Origin of the sequence: Prochlorococcus marinus str. MIT 0919, assembly GCF_027359375.1 — a bacterium.
Taxonomy (GTDB): Bacteria; Cyanobacteriota; Cyanobacteriia; order PCC-6307; family Cyanobiaceae; genus Prochlorococcus_D.
Genome location: NZ_CP114779.1, coordinates 937,763 through 954,954, shown reverse-complemented (window position 1 = coordinate 954,954; position 17,192 = coordinate 937,763). Strand labels below are relative to the sequence as shown.

Annotated in this window: 14 protein-coding genes and 1 tRNA gene; 7 read left to right on the top strand and 8 right to left on the bottom strand. The window is 38.9% G+C overall.

Annotated elements, in window-relative coordinates; genetic code table 11:
* Positions 1-225 precede the first annotated feature (225 nt).
* Positions 226-2,907, bottom strand: a complete 2,682-nt coding sequence (locus O5635_RS05345; protein WP_269607146.1) for a TIGR03960 family B12-binding radical SAM protein — start codon at positions 2,905-2,907, stop codon at positions 226-228.
* Between the two features lie 97 nt (positions 2,908-3,004).
* Between O5635_RS05345 and O5635_RS05340 the strand changes: the two genes are divergently transcribed.
* Genes O5635_RS05340 through O5635_RS05330 form a run of 3 tightly spaced genes read left to right on the top strand, consistent with a single transcriptional unit; the run spans position 3,005 to position 5,501 of the window.
* A complete protein-coding gene (locus tag O5635_RS05340; RefSeq protein ID WP_036900588.1) occupies positions 3,005-4,231 on the top strand; it encodes an LL-diaminopimelate aminotransferase in 1,227 nt (408 codons plus the stop codon).
* A gap of 59 nt (positions 4,232-4,290) precedes the next feature.
* Complete coding sequence (gene clpS / locus O5635_RS05335) at positions 4,291-4,605, top strand: ATP-dependent Clp protease adapter ClpS (RefSeq protein ID WP_036900587.1); 315 nt, start codon at positions 4,291-4,293, stop codon at positions 4,603-4,605.
* An 8-nt stretch (positions 4,606-4,613) separates the two neighbouring features.
* A complete protein-coding gene (locus tag O5635_RS05330; protein WP_052042627.1) occupies positions 4,614-5,501 on the top strand; it encodes a CPBP family intramembrane glutamic endopeptidase in 888 nt (295 codons plus the stop codon).
* Here the strand turns inward: O5635_RS05330 and O5635_RS05325 are convergent.
* Positions 5,423-7,048 carry a photosystem II high light acclimation radical SAM protein gene (locus O5635_RS05325; RefSeq protein WP_036900585.1) on the bottom strand — a complete coding sequence of 542 codons (1,626 nt, stop codon included), beginning with the start codon at positions 7,046-7,048 and terminating at the stop codon, positions 5,423-5,425. The genes O5635_RS05330 and O5635_RS05325 overlap by 79 nt on opposite strands.
* A 73-nt stretch (positions 7,049-7,121) precedes the next feature.
* Positions 7,122-7,193, bottom strand: a tRNA-Thr gene (locus O5635_RS05320).
* 68 nt (positions 7,194-7,261) lie between these two features.
* Here O5635_RS05320 and O5635_RS05315 point away from each other — a divergent pair.
* Entirely contained in the window at positions 7,262-7,498 is a 237-nt protein-coding gene (locus O5635_RS05315) for a DUF3493 domain-containing protein (protein WP_036901047.1), read from the top strand.
* Positions 7,499-7,654: 156 nt separating this feature from the next.
* Here O5635_RS05315 and infB read toward each other — a convergent pair whose 3' ends face one another.
* From infB to O5635_RS05295, 4 genes are all read right to left on the bottom strand, one after another.
* Positions 7,655-11,056 (bottom strand): translation initiation factor IF-2, encoded by a 3,402-nt coding sequence (gene infB, locus O5635_RS05310; RefSeq protein WP_036900584.1) that lies wholly within the window; start codon positions 11,054-11,056, stop codon positions 7,655-7,657.
* A gap of 63 nt (positions 11,057-11,119) precedes the next feature.
* A complete protein-coding gene (locus tag O5635_RS05305; RefSeq protein WP_036900583.1) occupies positions 11,120-11,398 on the bottom strand; it encodes a YlxR family protein in 279 nt (92 codons plus the stop codon).
* Positions 11,395-12,846 carry a transcription termination factor NusA gene (gene nusA, locus O5635_RS05300; protein WP_036900582.1) on the bottom strand — a complete coding sequence of 484 codons (1,452 nt, stop codon included), beginning with the start codon at positions 12,844-12,846 and terminating at the stop codon, positions 11,395-11,397. The genes O5635_RS05305 and nusA overlap by 4 nt, the downstream gene beginning before the upstream one ends.
* Before the next feature lie 56 nt (positions 12,847-12,902).
* Positions 12,903-13,373, bottom strand: coding sequence for a ribosome assembly cofactor RimP (locus O5635_RS05295; protein ID WP_036900581.1), 471 nt, complete (start codon positions 13,371-13,373; stop codon positions 12,903-12,905).
* A gap of 214 nt (positions 13,374-13,587) precedes the next feature.
* On the opposite strand from O5635_RS05295, the gene O5635_RS05290 reads away from it, so the two are divergent.
* Positions 13,588-14,700 (top strand): trypsin-like peptidase domain-containing protein, encoded by a 1,113-nt coding sequence (locus tag O5635_RS05290; RefSeq protein WP_036900580.1) that lies wholly within the window; start codon positions 13,588-13,590, stop codon positions 14,698-14,700.
* Positions 14,701-14,735: 35 nt separating this feature from the next.
* Positions 14,736-15,449 carry a ribose-5-phosphate isomerase RpiA gene (gene rpiA / locus O5635_RS05285; RefSeq protein ID WP_036900579.1) on the top strand — a complete coding sequence of 238 codons (714 nt, stop codon included), beginning with the start codon at positions 14,736-14,738 and terminating at the stop codon, positions 15,447-15,449.
* On the opposite strand, the gene hisD is transcribed toward rpiA, so the two are convergent.
* Positions 15,427-16,698 carry a histidinol dehydrogenase gene (hisD, locus tag O5635_RS05280; RefSeq protein WP_052042682.1) on the bottom strand — a complete coding sequence of 424 codons (1,272 nt, stop codon included), beginning with the start codon at positions 16,696-16,698 and terminating at the stop codon, positions 15,427-15,429. The genes rpiA and hisD overlap by 23 nt on opposite strands.
* Positions 16,699-16,878: 180 nt before the next feature.
* Here hisD and rpsT point away from each other — a divergent pair, with 180 nt between their 5' ends.
* Positions 16,879-17,181, top strand: coding sequence for a 30S ribosomal protein S20 (gene rpsT / locus O5635_RS05275; protein WP_036900578.1), 303 nt, complete (start codon positions 16,879-16,881; stop codon positions 17,179-17,181).
* Positions 17,182-17,192 lie beyond the last annotated feature (11 nt).

Here is a 17,192-nt window from a genome sequence, read left to right as displayed (position 1 = left end):
GCTTAGCTAAGTTCTTTCAAAACTTGCAGTATTGCAGCGATGAGCTAGATAAAAATAATGACCAAAGATCTTTGGAAGAAATAGAAAGAACCTCTTAACTGAGACTTTGCTCGAGAGTCTGCCTGGTTAAAGTAACCAGGCTCAATAAGGAGAGAACTACAACTTCCTTCCTAAAAACTAAGGTTGTAAGCTCAGGAGGAGCCTTTTACTAACCCTTTTATTATTTTAGCATCTTTTTAAGACCAATTGATCCCTTTTCAGTTCTGTTATCTCTAAAGGCTCTTCTAAATATTCTTCTATCCAGTGCTTTATATAGCTTGGTTTGATGCTTGTACCTTGAGGACTGATAAATGTATTTAATTGCAGTTTTATTTTGTTTAGAGAATTAGATGTATTTTTTTCATTGATACTTTGCTTTATAAAAAGGTCTTTTAATTCAGGCTTAAAATTCCTTGCACGCTTTCTACCTTTTTTATCAAGATCACACCATTCAAGTCTATTCTTATTTGAAATATAATTTATAGCTTCTTGGTATTTATCTATTGGTATTTGTCTTCCTGAAGTTAAATTTAAATTAAAAGACCAAATAGCTTCAGATAGTTCCTGAGAAAGACTAGTTTTGTTTATTGTTATTTTATTTGCATTAAGTAAATTGATTCCTATAGGCAGAAACTTTTGCATTACTTGCTTTATCACTTTTGGTTCAATATCTTCATGGAAATCAATATCCATCCACTCACCTTCAGCTTCTATCCCTAGTGGAAGTGCGAGTGCAACTTGCAATCTAGGAAGTTGATGAAAACCTTGGGAATAGCTAACAGGGAGTTGACTTCTTCTTAATGCTCTTTCTAATAATCTCAATAGATCTAAATGGCTTATAAGATGCATAGGGTTCGTTTTTGTAAATTTTAGTCTTATCCGACAATTCTTTTCTGATTTAGTTTCTTGACTTTTTTTCTGTAAGGGAATTTCAGGGGGCTTTGCGATTTGATTATGGCCTAACTCAGAACCACATACTCCGCAACTGCTGCATGCATTAAATGAGCAATCATCTACTACAATTTCTTTTAATGCTAATTGTAAATCTTGCATAAGCCATGTTTTCTCTACTCCAGTATCAATGTGGTCCCAAGGTAGAGATTGTGAGCAGAAATCGATTAATTCTTCCTTCTTAAATGTTTTTGCTTCATTCCAATTACCCATTTCAAGATTTCTAAAATGCTTATCAAGTCCTGCATTCTTAATTGCATGTGACCATGCTTGATATGCGCGCTCTTGCGATTCAAACCATGCATCCATTCCAGCTCCGGCTTTCCAGGCTTCCTCTATAACAGGCGCTAATCTTCTATTTCCCCGGCCAAGAAAATCTTCAATAGAAGAAATTCTTATATCAGTGAAATTTATTTTTATACCTCGAAGTGAGAAAAATGCTTCTTTTAAAAGTTTTTGTCTTCTATGGAACTCAACTGTTGAAACACTATGCCATTGGAAAGGAGTATGCGGTTTAGGAGTGAAATTGCTAATTGTTATTTTCAAATTCAAATGTCCAAGGTCTTTGCATTTGTTTTGAAGAGATTCGCAAGTTTTTGCAATGCCAATAACATCAAAATCCGTTTCCCCTGGCAACCCAATCATGAAATAAAGCTTGATCTTCTTGTAACCATTTCGCATTGCTTCACGAATTCCATTAAGCAACTCCTCATCTGTTAGCCCTTTGTTGACTATATCCCTGAGTCTTTGAGTCCCTGCTTCTGGCGCAAAAGTAAGTCCTGCTTTACGGTTTCCTCCGAGAATATGGGCGATGTTGTCATCAAATCTATCTACTCTTTGACTAGGCAATTGCAAGGTGACATTTCTATCAGCAAGACGATTTTTCAGTTCAACACCCACTGCAGGTAATGATAGATAGTCGCTGCAGCTAAGAGATAAAAGAGAAAAGTCGCTGTAGCCAGTTTTTTTCATCCCTTCTTCTACAGCATTTATTACTTCAGTCGGTTCAACATCTCTTGCAGGCCTTGTTAGCATTCCAGGTTGACAGAAACGGCATCCACGCGTACAGCCTCTTCTAATTTCGATTGTTAGTCTGTCATGCACTGTTTCAATATTTGGCACCAATCCCATCCCATAATGAGGAATTGGTTTTGATACACGTCGCTTTATTTTTTGCGGCGTAGATGAATGTATTGGTTCAACTAAATTGGAATTTTCTTTGAGTTTGTATAAAGCGGGTACATAGACTCCTTTTAACTCAGAGAGTAAAATTAGTGATTCTGAACGCTGAAGATTTGATTTCTTGCATTCTGATAAAACCAATCCAATCTCAGGTAAAAGCTCTTCTCCATCACCTAGTGCAAAAAAATCAAAAAATTCTGCATAAGGTTCAGGATTGCTTGTTGCTGTAGGACCTCCTGCGAAAACTAATGGGTGGGAATTAATTTCACTAAAGGCAAGGTTAGATCGATTCTTTGCATAAATAGGTATACCAGCAAGATCAAGCATCTCTAAAATATTGGTTGCTCCTAGTTCATAACTAAGACTAAAACCAAGCACATTAAATTCCTTAATGGGGATGCGAGATTCGACTGCAAATAAAGGAACTTCTCTTTCTCTCAGTCTTTGAGCGAAATCAACTTCGGGTAAATATGCTCTATCACAAAGTTGCCCTGGAATATTGTTTAATATTGAATAAAGGATGATATGACCTAAATTGCTGGCGCCTACTTCATAAAGCTCGGGATAACTTAATACCCAACGAATATTGTTTGACTTCCAATCTTTTGTTTTCACCCCAAGCTCATGTCCCATATATTGTGCAGGCTTATGAATATTTGGATCCAAAAGTCTCTGAAAGTCAATTGGTTCAAGTCGAGATGATTTTTCGCACTTACTTGTAGAGACAGTCGTCAAGGTAAAAAAGCGTTTTTATATCTACATGGTATGTATTTCTTATCTACATAGGTACCTATTTCATAGCAGGATGCAAAGGGTTACTTAAATTTATCTAGTGTTTAAGATCAACAGCAATTATCAAAAACTAAAGGCAGGCTACCTTTTTCCTGAGATTTCTAGAAGAGTTAATGAATTTACGATTACTAATCCAAAGGTAGATCTTATTAAGCTTGGGATTGGTGATGTAACACAACCTCTTCCTGAAGCTTGTTGCTCTGCAATGAAATTAGCCATAGAAGAAATGGGCACTGAGTCTGGTTTTCATGGCTATGGTCCTGAGCAGGGATATTTATGGCTAAGAGAAGCAATCTCTAAATTTGATTATCAAGCTAGAGATTGTGATATCAATGCCGAAGAAATTTTCGTTTCTGATGGCTCTAAATGTGATAGCAGCAATATTTTGGATATACTTGGTGAGAGCAATCGAGTTGCAGTAACAGACCCTGTTTACCCTGTGTATGTAGATAGTAATGTAATGGCAGGTCGCTCAGGTTCTGTTGAATCATCTGGGCAATATCAAGGGCTGACTTATATACCTATTAATGCATCGAATGGCTTTGAAGCCCAAGTTCCTTTCGAGCCTGTGGACTTGATTTACCTTTGCTTTCCTAATAATCCAACTGGTGCGATAGCAACCAAAGAACAATTGAGTCTTTGGGTTGATTATGCAAAGCAAAATGATGCTCTAATTCTTTTTGATGCAGCTTATGAGGCTTTTATTCAAAACCCTGAATTGCCTCACTCAATCTATGAAATTGAAGGCGCAAAAGATTGTGCAATTGAATTTAGATCATTTTCTAAAAATGCTGGCTTTACTGGTACAAGATGTGCTTTCACAGTAATCCCAAAATCTTTACGGGGCACAGATTCGAATGGAGAACTTGTAGATTTGTGGTCTTTATGGAATCGAAGGCAAAGTACAAAGTTCAACGGAGTTAGTTATATCGTTCAAAGAGGGGCAGAGGCCGTTTACTCCCCAGAGGGCCAATTGCAGGTATCGAAACTTGTCAAATTTTATATGGAAAATGCTGGATTAATTAAGAAACACCTAGAAACAATTGGTTTAAATGTTTATGGAGGAGAGAACGCACCTTATGTATGGATAAAAACTCCAGACGGAATGGATTCATGGAAGTTTTTTGATCATTTGTTAAATAAGGCAAATGTTGTAGGGACACCTGGGAGTGGTTTTGGAGCAGCAGGAGAAGGTTACTTGCGTCTTTCAGCATTTAATAGTAGGAAAAATGTTAACGAAGCTATGCATCGGATCACTAGTATTTGAAAGATATTTTGTCTAAGTGGTATGAAGGCTCGTAAATTAGTAATAACTAAACCACTTTGATGATGGTGGAAACTCCAGGACGTAACCCTGGCGGGGCGGCAGTCATTGAAAAGCAGCAAGAGACTGTGAGGAATAAATCTCCTCGATATAAGGTCTTATTGCATAACGACCCTGTCAACTCAATGGAATATGTAGTAAATACTTTGCGTGAAGTTGTTCCTCAATTAAGTGAGCAAGATGCGATGGCAGTCATGCTTGAGGCTCACAATACAGGCGTGGGACTTGTAATTGTTTGTGATTTAGAACCTGCAGAATTTTATTCTGAATCTTTAAAGGCAAAAGGTCTTACTAGCACAATCGAACCAGAAACCTGACTAATTCATTGAATTATTTTCTACAAAGGTGGCTAAAACAACGACTTTTTTGGCTGCCAACTATAGTTTTATTACCTTTTTTATACCTTTTAGGCTGGATTATTGTTCAACCTTTGGGGTTCATTGCTAAAGATCTGGAAAAAGATGATGTTGCTTTAATAGGCACAATAATTACGTTTATTTGCTTCTTGCTTATTCTGCCAATTTGGGTAAAGACTCGGTGGAAAGTGGAAAAACCATGGCTTGAATTTGGCTTTTCAAAGATAGACATAAATTTATTTTTCACAACTTTGACCAAAGGTATGACTTGGTCATTAATGTTGATTTTAGTTATTTTGACAACAATTTTCGTAGGGGGATGGGGAAATTGGCAAGGTAATTTCAATTTAGGAGTGTTAATTAATGCAATTTCACTTGGTATCGGAGTTGGACTAGCAGAAGAGTTGATTTTCAGAGGCTGGCTTTGGGGTGAAATGAATTTAATTTTTGGTTCTAAATGGGGTCTTTTTATTCAAGCTGTCATTTTTAGTATTGCTCATATCCCTTTTAATCTAGGTGCCATTCCAGTCATATTTCTTTCAATTGGCCTTTTTTTACTTGGGATAGTACTTTCGATAAGAAGAACATTAGATCGAGGCTCATTAATTGGTTGTATTGGATTTCACGGAGGCTTAGTAGGTATTTGGTTTTTATTAAATAATGGCTTAATTAGGCTTGATAAAGACTATCCCTCTTTGCTTTTGGGACCAGGAAATTCAACTCCTAATCCCATAGGTGGAGGGATAGCTATCATTGCCTTCTTGGGGATAATTTGTTGTTATCGAACTGCTGTTGCCATTGCTCGTGAGCCTTCAAGTGGTGCCCGCAATGCTTCTTCGAGAGGCGCAATTCCATAGTCTCTTTCTAATAATTCAAAAACTTTTCTTCCAAAGTTTTCTGGAGAGTTGTCAAAAGCTTCTAGACAGATCCTTCCAAAAATTTTCCCCATTGGCTCAGGATTCCATAGGAGTTTTCTTGCAGTCCAAGGCATCATGCTCATCGGGTTATAGCCGGGTTTTAAAAGACCTTGATCAAACCCATATTGTTCTAAATGTGTATGAGGTTGAAGCCCGATGAAGAAAATAGCAGGTTCAACTTTGCCTACTCCGAAAATTCGTTCAAGTTCTCTATGATAAGCAATAGTTTGTCTAATAGTCTCCGGCCTTTCGTCAATAACATTAAATGAGTAGTTAACTGAAACTTGGTCATTAAAACCAGCTTTTGCTAATAATTTGCAGTTATCCAATACTGTTTTTAGGTTATAACCCATTCGCATTTTTCTAACTAACTCTTGTGAACCTGACGTTATGCCAATTTCAAAATAAGTCATTCCTGTCTTAACCATTAGGTTGGCCAATTCATTATCTATATTGTCTGCTCTTATGTATGCAGCCCAATTAATACCAGTTAGCCTTTCTTGCAAGATTTCTTTTAGCAGTTGTTTGGCATCTTCTATATATTTCCTTGCTGGAATAAATTGAGCGTCTGTAAACCAAAAATTTCTAACACCTAAATTATACAATTGCCGCATTTCTTGCACAACTTCCTTTATAGGGTTTACACGTACTTGTTTACCTTCAACAACGGTATAAACGCAATAACAACAATTATGTGGACAGCCTCGCTTGGTTTGGACTCCTACATAGAAATCCCCCCCCTCTAGATACCAGTTTAATTGAGGCCAAATGGAAGCAATGTATGAATAGTTACATGCAGTTTTTGGAGAACTATTTGGTTGTTCATGAATAATTCCTGATCTAGGATTTTCTCCAGCAATGAAACATCTTTCTGTCTTAATACTTTCTCCTTTCAGTATTTTTTCCAGGAGTGGTTCCCCTTCACCTATAGAAATAATTGTCCCTTTTGGGAGAGATCTTGCTAGTTGCTCATAAAAAACACTTACTGCTCCACCCCCTATAAGTACTTTTGCATTTTTATTATATTTTCTAGATTCTTTTAGCCCTTGCTTGATTAATTTTGTATTACGCCATAACTCACCATAGTGACTTTTCATTAAACGAATGCCTCCTAAAGCACCTCTTATTCTTTTAAGAGGATTTAATGCATAAAAAGCTTCAAATGAATATTGAAGTGGGTTTCCACCTCGGCCATCAACGGGTGCGTATATTTGAATGTCTCTCCATGAGAAGACAAGTAATGAAGGTTTGAAATTTTGGATTACATCCAATAAGATTCTTTCAACATCTAGAACTGGGAGCGCGGCAAGATCGAGGATTTTCTGAGAGAGACTAGGGAAGGTTTTATGTAAATGATCTGCTAGATATACTGGACCAATAGGGAAAATAGGATTACAAGGCAGTCTAATGATTAGGACTTTCCCAAAGTTAACATTACAAGCCTTTTGCTCAGTTAATCTTGATTTCTTTTGCTTCGATTGGCTCATTTAGACAATCTTACTAGATTTAAAAGTTAGAAAGTGAAAAATTTGCATTAATGATTCAAGAAGGATTCGAAAGTGCCGGTGAATGGAATTGAACCATCGACCTACTGGTTACGAATCAGTTGCTCTACCCCTGAGCTACACCGGCTAAAATAGAATCCTTCTAACCCATTTTATGGTTTTTTTTCGTTGGACCATCTTTTAGAGGGACTTACAGTGAATTTAGATCCGAAAGTGCGAAAAAAGCTGATTAGAGAATCCAAGAATCCTTTTTACGGTATTCGCCGGATAATATGGTTTTCTTTATTTGCTTCTGCTGGGATTGGTTTCCTAATTATGATCTTTCGTTTAATTGCAAGAGAAAATGTTTTGATTGGTGATTTAGGGGTTCAGATATCTGCTTTGATTTTATTTGGAGCCCTTGTTTTTTTTGATAGGCGAAGAAGTAAATAAATACTTAGTGTTGAGTATATTCAAGAAATATAGACAGCGTTTAAGCCAATTATAGAGTGCGGATTATCAAGAATCATCTCTTTCTAGTAGTCGTATCCAGGTAATTGTTTTGTAAACTAGTGAATTAACTAAAGGCAATGAGTTGTCCTGTTTCTTTTAAGTGTTTAACTTGCGTCTTTGAGTTACTAGTTTATAGCCTTCAATAATGTCCCCTTCCTTCCAATTGGCAAATCGATCACAACCTACACCACATTCGAAACCATTCCCAACCTCTTTGACTACATCTTTGTTGCGTCGTAAAGAATCTAGATCCCCTTCAAATACTATTTGTGAATCTCGTTTAACACGGACTCTGCAATTGCGTTGTAACTTTCCATTTGTGATATAACAGCCTGCAACAGCACTTTTGCCAATGGTAAAGATTGCTCGCACCTCTGCTTCGCCTAGATTTTCTTCAACCATGTCTGGTTCTAGTAGTCCTTCCATAGCAAGTTGAATATCTTCCAGGAGCTTATAGATCACATCGTAATCTCTTACATCTACACCATTGGCATCGGCTGCTTTTTTGGCACCAGAGGCCATTGAAGTGTTGAAACTTACAATTACTGCACCGGATGCGGCAGCAAGATCTACATCTGTTTCAGTAACTTCACCAGGTGCAGAGAGGAGAACTCGAACTTGCACCTCATCTTTTGGTAGTTGTTCAAGTGAGCCCAAAATCGCTTCAATCGTACCTTGTACATCAGCTTTGAGAATGAGATTCAGCTCCTTCAAATCGCCTTCATTAGCTTGGCCTGACATGGAAGAAAGTGATACGCGTCTTGAAGCCATTTGTTGGGCAAGTCGTGTGGCTCGTGCATCAGATGCTCTATCACCGACAACAGTTCGTGCAGACTTCTCGTCTGGATACACTTCGAACTCATCACCTGCTGAAGGGACCTCATTAAAACCAAGTGCTTCGACTGGATATGACGGACCTGCGGCCTTGATTCTGTCACCATTCTCATTAACCATTGCCCGTACTTTCCCAAGAACAGGTCCAGCAGCAACAACATCTCCTGATTTTAGAGTTCCATTTTGAACTAGTAATGTTGCAACGGGTCCTTTTGCTTTATCAAGATGAGCTTCTATCACAGTACCCTTAGCTAAGCGGTCAGGATTTGCCTGTAAGTCTTCTACTTCGCTTACCAGTAAAATCATTTCTAATAGCTTGTTGATATTTTCTCCTTTAATTGCGCTCACAGGAACCATTACAACGTCACCACCCCATTCTTCTGCGACTAGTTCTTGTTCAGACAATTCTTGTTTAACACGGTCAGGAGATGCTCCTTCCTTGTCAATCTTATTTATTGCTACAACTATTGGAACTTTGGCAGCACGAGCATGGCTGATAGCTTCCAAGGTTTGAGGTCTTACCCCATCATCTGCAGCAACCACTAGAACTGCAACATCGGTTACTTTTGTACCTCTTGCACGCATTGCAGTGAAGGCTTCATGCCCTGGAGTATCTAAGAAGGTTAGTTTTCGTTTTTTGTTCTCGTGATTTATGTCAACTTGATATGCACCTATATGTTGAGTAATGCCTCCAGCTTCTCCACTAGCTACTCTCGCTTCGCGAATAGCATCTAAAAGACTGGTTTTCCCGTGGTCTACATGTCCCATAACAGTTACAACCGGCGGACGTTTGATGAGGTGATCTTTATCTGCTTCATCTAGCATGCCAGAGGTTTTTGTTGCTGCTTCTTCTACGTCATCTTGCAACACTGGAACTCCAAACTCTTCAGCAACTGTTTCGATTGTCTGTAGATCTAATGATTGGGTAACTGTTGCTGTAATACCTTTGAAAAATAAAGATTTAATAATCTCTGAACTTTCAACGCTCAATTTGTCAGCGAGCTCCTGAACTGTAAGATTATCTTCTGGAATAATTATCATTTCCGGTCTTACTTGCTTCGCTTCTCGGGCTTGTCGTAGCTCCATAGCTCTCCTACGTTGTCTTTGCCTAGTAGATTCTTTTTTACGCTTTCTTGTAACTACAGTTCTCTTTGAGTCAGATTTTTGAGAGGTTTTTGGCTTGGAAGGTCTTGCAAGACTGGCGGACAATAAAACTGCATCTTGCCCAGCTGCAAAACCACTTGTTTCAGTAGTTAAGGCGTCATCATTCTCACCGATAATATGTACTTTCTGTCGTTGCTTTTGAGGAGTTTTATTTCGTAGAGCTTCTAGTTTTGCAGCATCATCCCAGTCAGATCTTCTTCTAGGTGCACCAGAGCCAGTTGGCCTATGTGAAGGCTTTTTAGGAGCAGTGGCTGTTGAAGGACGATTAACCGGTTGCTTGGGCCCAGTGGGTTTGTTTTTGGTAGCATCTTGCCTTTGGGAAGGAGGTGCTCCTGGTCTCCTTGGCGATGGATTTTGAGGTGATCTTCCAGTAGGTTTTTGAAGCTGCATTAATTCACCAGGTGCCACAGGTTTTCTCATCCCTGAAGGCATCCCTGGCCCTGGACGCTGTTGACGCATAGGGCCTTTTAAGTCTCTCCTTTGTTGCCCTGATTGATTATTACTGGAGTTATTTCTATTTGGAGGACCAGATCTATATCCTCCATCCCGATACCCTTTGGGATTCCCTGGCTTATTGTTTCGTCTAATTGGTGCTCCTACAAGTTCAACAGGGTTGTTTTTTTGAAGAGGCTGACCAGGTTTTTTAGGAAAACGTTGACCATTTTGATTATTGGCTTGATTGAAGGGTCTTCGACCTAGATCATTCTTTTGAGGAGCGTTGCCAGAAAGAGGTTTTGAATGACGGGGAAAATCTTTTTGAAGTTGTTGTTTCTGTCTTGGGGCTGGTGCGATAGGACGATTAGGTTGGTTTGCTATTCGCTTCGGAGGAGTGCTAGCTTTATTTGGTAGAGGAGGCTTTTGAGCTAAAGGTGTATTGACTTTATTAGTTGGAGATTTTGGTTTCCCAAGGATATTTGGTTTTTGCTTAGGAAGATTTCTTGGCTGATTGGCTGTAACTGGAGGTTTTGATTTGGATTGGACAGGTATGTTGTTCGTTTTCGATGGTCGATCTTCTTGCACTTGTTTGTTAGTGCTCTTCAGAGAAGGTGAAGTAGGTTTTTGAGGTTGGATTAAATTTTGAACTGGTGGTTTTGGTTTTGATGTAATTGCAGGATTTGTTTTAGCAGTTGAAGTTTTTAGCGCTGGGTTTGCAGTAGAAGGTTTGGCAATTATTCGATTAGTCTTTGGCGGTTTTGAGTCAGCAGAAGGTTTTTTGGCTAAATTAATTTTTTGGTCGTTTTGTTGCCGAGGTGTTGGCAGTGCCTTCTTAACCGAAAGAATTTCTTTGCCTTGCTGTTGTGGTTTATTTTTCCCTGAGATAGTTCCTTTTTTTTGTTTACTTAGAAAAGCTTTTATTTGGTTTGCTTCTTCATCACTAATTGAACTGCTATGACTTTTTACAGCAATTGAGAGTTTTTTCGCGGCATTCAGCACGTCTTTATTGTCCAGAGTTAAATCTCTAGACAGTTCATAGATTCGGATTTTGCCGCTGCTGGTCATTAAGTTCTCCAGTTAATCCTGGCGAGTTTTGCTTAAGCCCTTTTATTAAGGTAGGCCAATTATTCATCTTTCCTCAGAGTTTGAATGTTTGTTTTCATTCAAACGATTTTGCAGCAGATCGAAAACAGTTAATGGCACTTGACATCTCAGGGCTTTTTGAAGACGTTTGCGCCGTAAAGCTTCTTCGAAACACTCCTTCTTAGGGCATATATAGGCTGAGCGACCCATACCCTTATCAAGGACTATGCCGTCCTGGAAGTCTCTTGTCACTTTCCAAAGTTTTTGGCGGTCGAAGAGAGTTCGACATGCAACACATCGACGCAGGACGGTACGTTGGTTCACCGGACCCCATCCTCTGAAGAATTAACTTCTTCTATTGCTTCTACTACTACTTCTTCTTCTTCTTCTCCTTCAGGTAAGTTACTATCCGTATTTACATAATTTTCTTCATTTATATCCACTTCTTCTTCCTTCTCGGATCCTTCAGTTAGTTCATCATCTTCAGGTAAAGGATAGAGTTCTCTTAACCTTGCATCTTCTTCAGCTCGAGCGGCTTGTTCAGCTTCTAATCTTTCTTCGGCTTGTCTTTGTAGGCTTTCTTCTTCTTCTCGCTGAGCAATTAGTTCCGCTACTTCTGCATCCTCCGAAGCTTGATCATATTCTTGTGAGTTTTTAATATCTATCTTCCAACCAGTTAATCTTGCAGCGAGACGGACATTTTGACCTTCTCGGCCAATTGCAAGGCTTAGCTGATCTGGAGGTACTAGTACATGCGCATGCTGGCCTTCAGGATCAACAAGTCTTACCACTTCAACCCTTGCAGGACTAAGTGAATTGCAGATGTATTGAATAGGGTCTGAAGACCAGCGAATAACATCAATTTTTTCACCTCGTAATTCATTTACTACCTGTTGAATTCTTGAGCCTCTTGCACCAATGCAAGCCCCAACAGGGTCTACTTCTCTTTCAATGCTATCTACTGCAACCTTCGTCCTTGGCCCTACAGATCTGGTGGGGGGATTAGCTTCGCGCGCAACAGCAACAATTCTTACTGAACCTTCTTGTATCTCTGGGACTTCGTTTTCAAATAAATAAACAACTAAACCAGCGTTAGATCTGCTTACAAATAATTGTGGCCCTCTTCTGGGTACCTCGCTAACTTCTTTTAGAAATACCTTAAATGTTGCATTTGCGCGATAATTGTCGTTAGGAAGCTGATCTCTACGGGGCAGCTCTGCTTCCACTTCAGGTCTGCCTAACCCTGAGCTGACAGCCATTATTACGGATTGTCTTTCGAAACGAATCACTCTTGCAGTGAGAACAGGGTCTTCTAAATCGGCAAATTCCTCTTGGATCATTCTTCGTTGTTGATCTCTCAATTTTTGAGCGAGGACTTGCTTTGTAGTAGCTGCTGCCATTCGCCCAAAATCTTCTTTTTCTGGGGTTACATCTAGAACTACTGTGTCACCGATTTGTGCATCTTCGGCAACTTCCATGACTTCATTTAAAGCGATTTGGTGATCTTCACTTTCTACTTCGTCAACAATAATTTTACTAGCTAAAACTCTATATCCTTCCTCATCCAGGTCTAGACCAACATCAAAATTACTGAAGTACTCCTCTTCAAATGGGTTCTCATTAATTCCAAGATATAGTGTCCTTCTGTACCTTTCATACCCTTTCAGCAAAGCTTCTCTTAGTGCGGTTTCAACGACCTGAGCGGGGAGTTTTTTCTCCTCACTAATGTCATCTATTAAGTTATTGAGTCCAGGGAGAAGAACTAGTGCCATCGAGGATGGGGTAAGAGAGTTTTCAGTTGAGTGGGGGGGAGTTAACCTTAGATTGATTAGCCAGTGGGGCTAGTCAATTGGACGGAGATAATATTTTTCCTAGGAATTTTGCTAATCCTCCCTTTTATGTTTACTAGCAAGTATTCCTTTGATCTTTCATGTAGCAAACCACTTTTTAAAAGCTCTGAGTTGTCTTTGTCTTTCAAGCGTACTTCAATAGGGAACCCTTTAAAAGTTTTAAAGTCTCTATCAGTTTCCAGCAAATCGCTAAGCCCAGGGCTGCTTATTTCCAGCACATAACCATTGTCGAGCAATTTTGACTGTTCAATAGCCTCATTCATGGGCTCGCTAAAATGAACACAGTCTTCAAGAGATATTTCTTCTTCACAGCTCATCTTTTTGATTTGAACTTGAATATTCATAGGTTTTTTATCAGTATTTATTGTAAAACCATAAACTTCTAAACCATTATTAGCAGCTGTATCGCAGGCTAGGGATTCTAAATTTGTGACGATTTGGTTAGACAAGGTAAAGCTTGGATCGGACCTTTAAGCCCGACAGCTTTCAGATATTACCTGCCTCCATTTCAGAGGAAACCGTCAGGCATAAGAATTCTAATAGATTATCTTTTCTTTTTCTATATTTAATAGGATTTGATTTTATTTAGAATTAAGGTTCGTCATTATTTCCTAGTAATACCCATACTCATTACTCAGGATCGTTAGTAAGTAGGAGAGCATCATGGAGATCATCAGAAAGTGGCCTTTATGGCTTGTTTTAATTTTTTGCTTATGGCAACAACCTGTTTTAGGAGAGGTACCATCCTTTGATAAAGATCGACATAGCTTTGTTTCTGAGGCAGTTAAAAACGTTGCGCACGCTGTAGTTCGTATCGATACGGAAAGGGTTGTGGAACGTGAGCAATTTGATCCATCGTTATTAGACCCACTATTAAAAGATTTATTGGGTGAGCCAACCTTTGGTCCAGAGCATGAGAGAGGTCAAGGCTCAGGAGTTTTAATAGATGACAATGGCTTGATACTGACTAATGCTCATGTTGTTGAAAGAGTAGACAATGTAACCGTCACGCTTCCTTATGGAGATGTTTTAGCAGGTGAAGTGGTGGGGACTGATTCTGTTACAGATTTAGCACTTGTTCGCTTGGAAAATACTTCTGGATTAACGTCTGCACCTCTTGGAGATTCAGAAGCTCTTGAAGTTGGTGATTGGGCCATAGCATTAGGCACTCCTTACGGGCTTGAGAGCACGGTTACACTTGGTATTGTCAGCAGCTTGCATAGAAATATTAATAGTCTCGGCTTTTCGGATAAGAGATTGGACTTAATACAGACTGATGCTGCAATTAATCCTGGCAATTCTGGAGGCCCTTTAGTCAATGAATATGGTGAAGTTATTGGTATTAATACTTTGGTGCGATCTGGACCAGGAGCTGGCCTTGGATTTGCTATTCCAATCAACCTGGCAAGAACAATATCTCAGAAACTTTTGACTACTGGAAAAGTCTTGCATCCATATTTAGGAGTTCAGCTTGTGCCTTTAAATGAAAGAATTGCAAAAGAGCATAATCAAGATCCAAATGCATTGATTCAATTGCCAGAAAGAGAAGGAGCCTTAGTTCAATCAGTAATTTCTGATAGTCCAGCTGAGCGTGCAGGCATTCGAAGAGGTGATTTGGTTATTTCAGCTGAGGAAAAAGCTATAACTAATCCTGAGTCTTTGCTGCAAAAAGTTGAGCAATCAGAAATAGGGGTTCCTTTTTCTGTAAGTGTCTTAAGAAATAACCATGAGATAAGACTTTCTATAAAGCCTGAGGCTTTGCCAGGAATTAGCTAGAAATCTTGCTACTGTCTTCCAAGGTTTTTTTTTTGATGGCAGATTTACAAACACAAATGAAACAGGCTGTAGCTGAGGCTGCAGTGGATCAAATCAACGATGGGATGGTTCTTGGGCTGGGTTCTGGATCAACTGCGGCATTAATGATTGAGGCTTTAGGACAAAAAATTTCATCAGGCCAATTGAAAAATATTGTTGGAGTAACGACGTCCTTTCAAGGGGAAGTTCTAGCAACTAAATTGCAAATACCGTTGAAAAATTTATCTGCGGTATCTCATATTGATTTAGCTATCGATGGAGCAGATGAGGTTGATTCTAAATTTCAATTGATCAAAGGGGGTGGAGCCTGTCATGTTCAGGAAAAGCTTGTTGCGTCGCTAGCAGATCGTTTTGTTGTGGTTGTTGACTCAACCAAGATTGTGAAACAGTTAAATCTTGAATTTAAACTTCCAGTTGAAGTTTTACCTTCAGCGTGGCAATTGGTTGATCAACAATTAAAACAATTGGGAGGTACTTCAGATCTGCGAATGGCAACAAAAAAAGCAGGACCAATAGTTACTGATCAGGGGAATTTAGTGCTAGATGTTACTTTTGAAAATGGCATTCATAGCCCTGAGACATTAGAGCCTTTAATTAATAATATTCCTGGCGTACTTGAGAATGGCTTATTCGTTAACCTTGTAGATGAAGTTCTTGTAGGGGAAATCCAGAATGGGAAGTCTACTGTTACTTCTCTTCGAAAGACTTAGAGCTTCTAATCCTTATTGAATTTGCGTGACTATAAAGACCTTCGCTGTTTGCAAGCTCAATAATGGCTTGTCTGTTATTTTCGAAAGCACTTTGATTAAATTCAATTATTGATGTATTTTTCATGAAAGTTTCCACACTTAGAGCACCGCTAAACTTTGCAGTCCCTGAAGTTGGTAAGGTGTGATTGGGTCCTGCAATATAGTCTCCAACAGCTTCTGGGCTTAAAGGACCTAAGAAAATTGCTCCAGCATTAATTATTTTATTTTCATATTGATAAGGCTTTTCTATTAATAATTCAAGATGCTCAGGAGCAAAATAATTGCTTAAATTAATACAAGTTTCAATATCATTGCAAAGAACTTTTAGACCCCATTCCTTCAGTGCGGTAAGACATATTTCTGCTCTTGGGTGTTGATTAAGCTGATCCAGTATGGCCTGATCGATATTGTCAGATAAACGTTTATCTGTTGTTAATAAAATAGTTGCAGCTAATGGATCATGCTCTGCTTGAGCTAGTAAATCTGCGGCTATAAAGTCAATATCAGCGCTACCATCTGCAATGATTAATACTTCACTAGGGCCTGCAAGTGCATCAATTCCAACTTCTCCATAAACATATTTTTTGGCCAAAGTTACATACAAATTACCAGGACCACTTATTACATTAACTTTCGGAATGGTTTCAGTGCCATAAGCCATAGCTCCAATTGCTTGCGATCCTCCAACACGAAAAACTTTTTTGATACCCACCAAAGAAGCAGCTGCTAAAACGGTTTTATTGATAATCCCATCCGAGTGTGCTGGAGAACACATAATTATCTCGTCAACCCCTGCCACGTAAGCAGGAATAGCATTCATTAATACTGTGCTTGGATATGAAGCTCTGCCACCAGGCACATAAATCCCAGCTCTTTGAACTGGTTTCCATCTTCTGCCAAGCTTCTCTCCAAACTTTCCTTTAAGAAGAATATTTTTTGGAACTTGGCTTTTATGGAAGCTTTCTATACGACTTTTGGCAATTGATAGTGCTTCTTGTAATGGCTGTGGAGTTAGTTTCCACGCTTGGTCAATTTCCTCATTTGTAACTGCTAGAGGATCAGGATCAAATCCATCAAATTGCAATGTGTAATGAGACAAAGATTTGTCTCCGTGATCTTTAATATCTTCAAGAATTTTTTCTACAGTTCGTGCAGCTTGCTTTTGCTTATCTCCTCTTGTTCTATTGGATATTCTTTCCAGAGCAGTCATTGCTGCCTGGAAATCAGTGGCGAAGGATAGTATTTGGCTTGACTCAGCCAAGTTTTCTAACCTGAACTCTATTATCAAACTAAAGCCTAGAGGCTTTAATTGTCTTGTATCTCTGTAAGATTTTTTTTTATTAGCTTGTTGAGGTAATGTAGAAAGCTAAATCAAAACTATTTGGCCGCAGTGGCAAATACCAATTCAGCTAAAAAGCGAATACAGGTTGCAGAGCGCAATCGTTTACAAAACAGATCCTATAGGTCTGCAATAAGGACTTTGATGAAGAAATGCTTTGCATCATGTGGTACTTATATGAACAAGCCAGGGGAACAAGCCAAAGTAGATGTCCAAAAAAGCATGAATGATGCATTCAGTAAAATTGACAAAGCTGTTAAGAGAGGGGTCTTACATAGCAATGCAGGTGCAAATCAAAAGTCTCGTTTAAGTGCTGCGGTAAAAAAAGCAATTGAACCAGTAGTAAATAATTGAATTACAGGGAT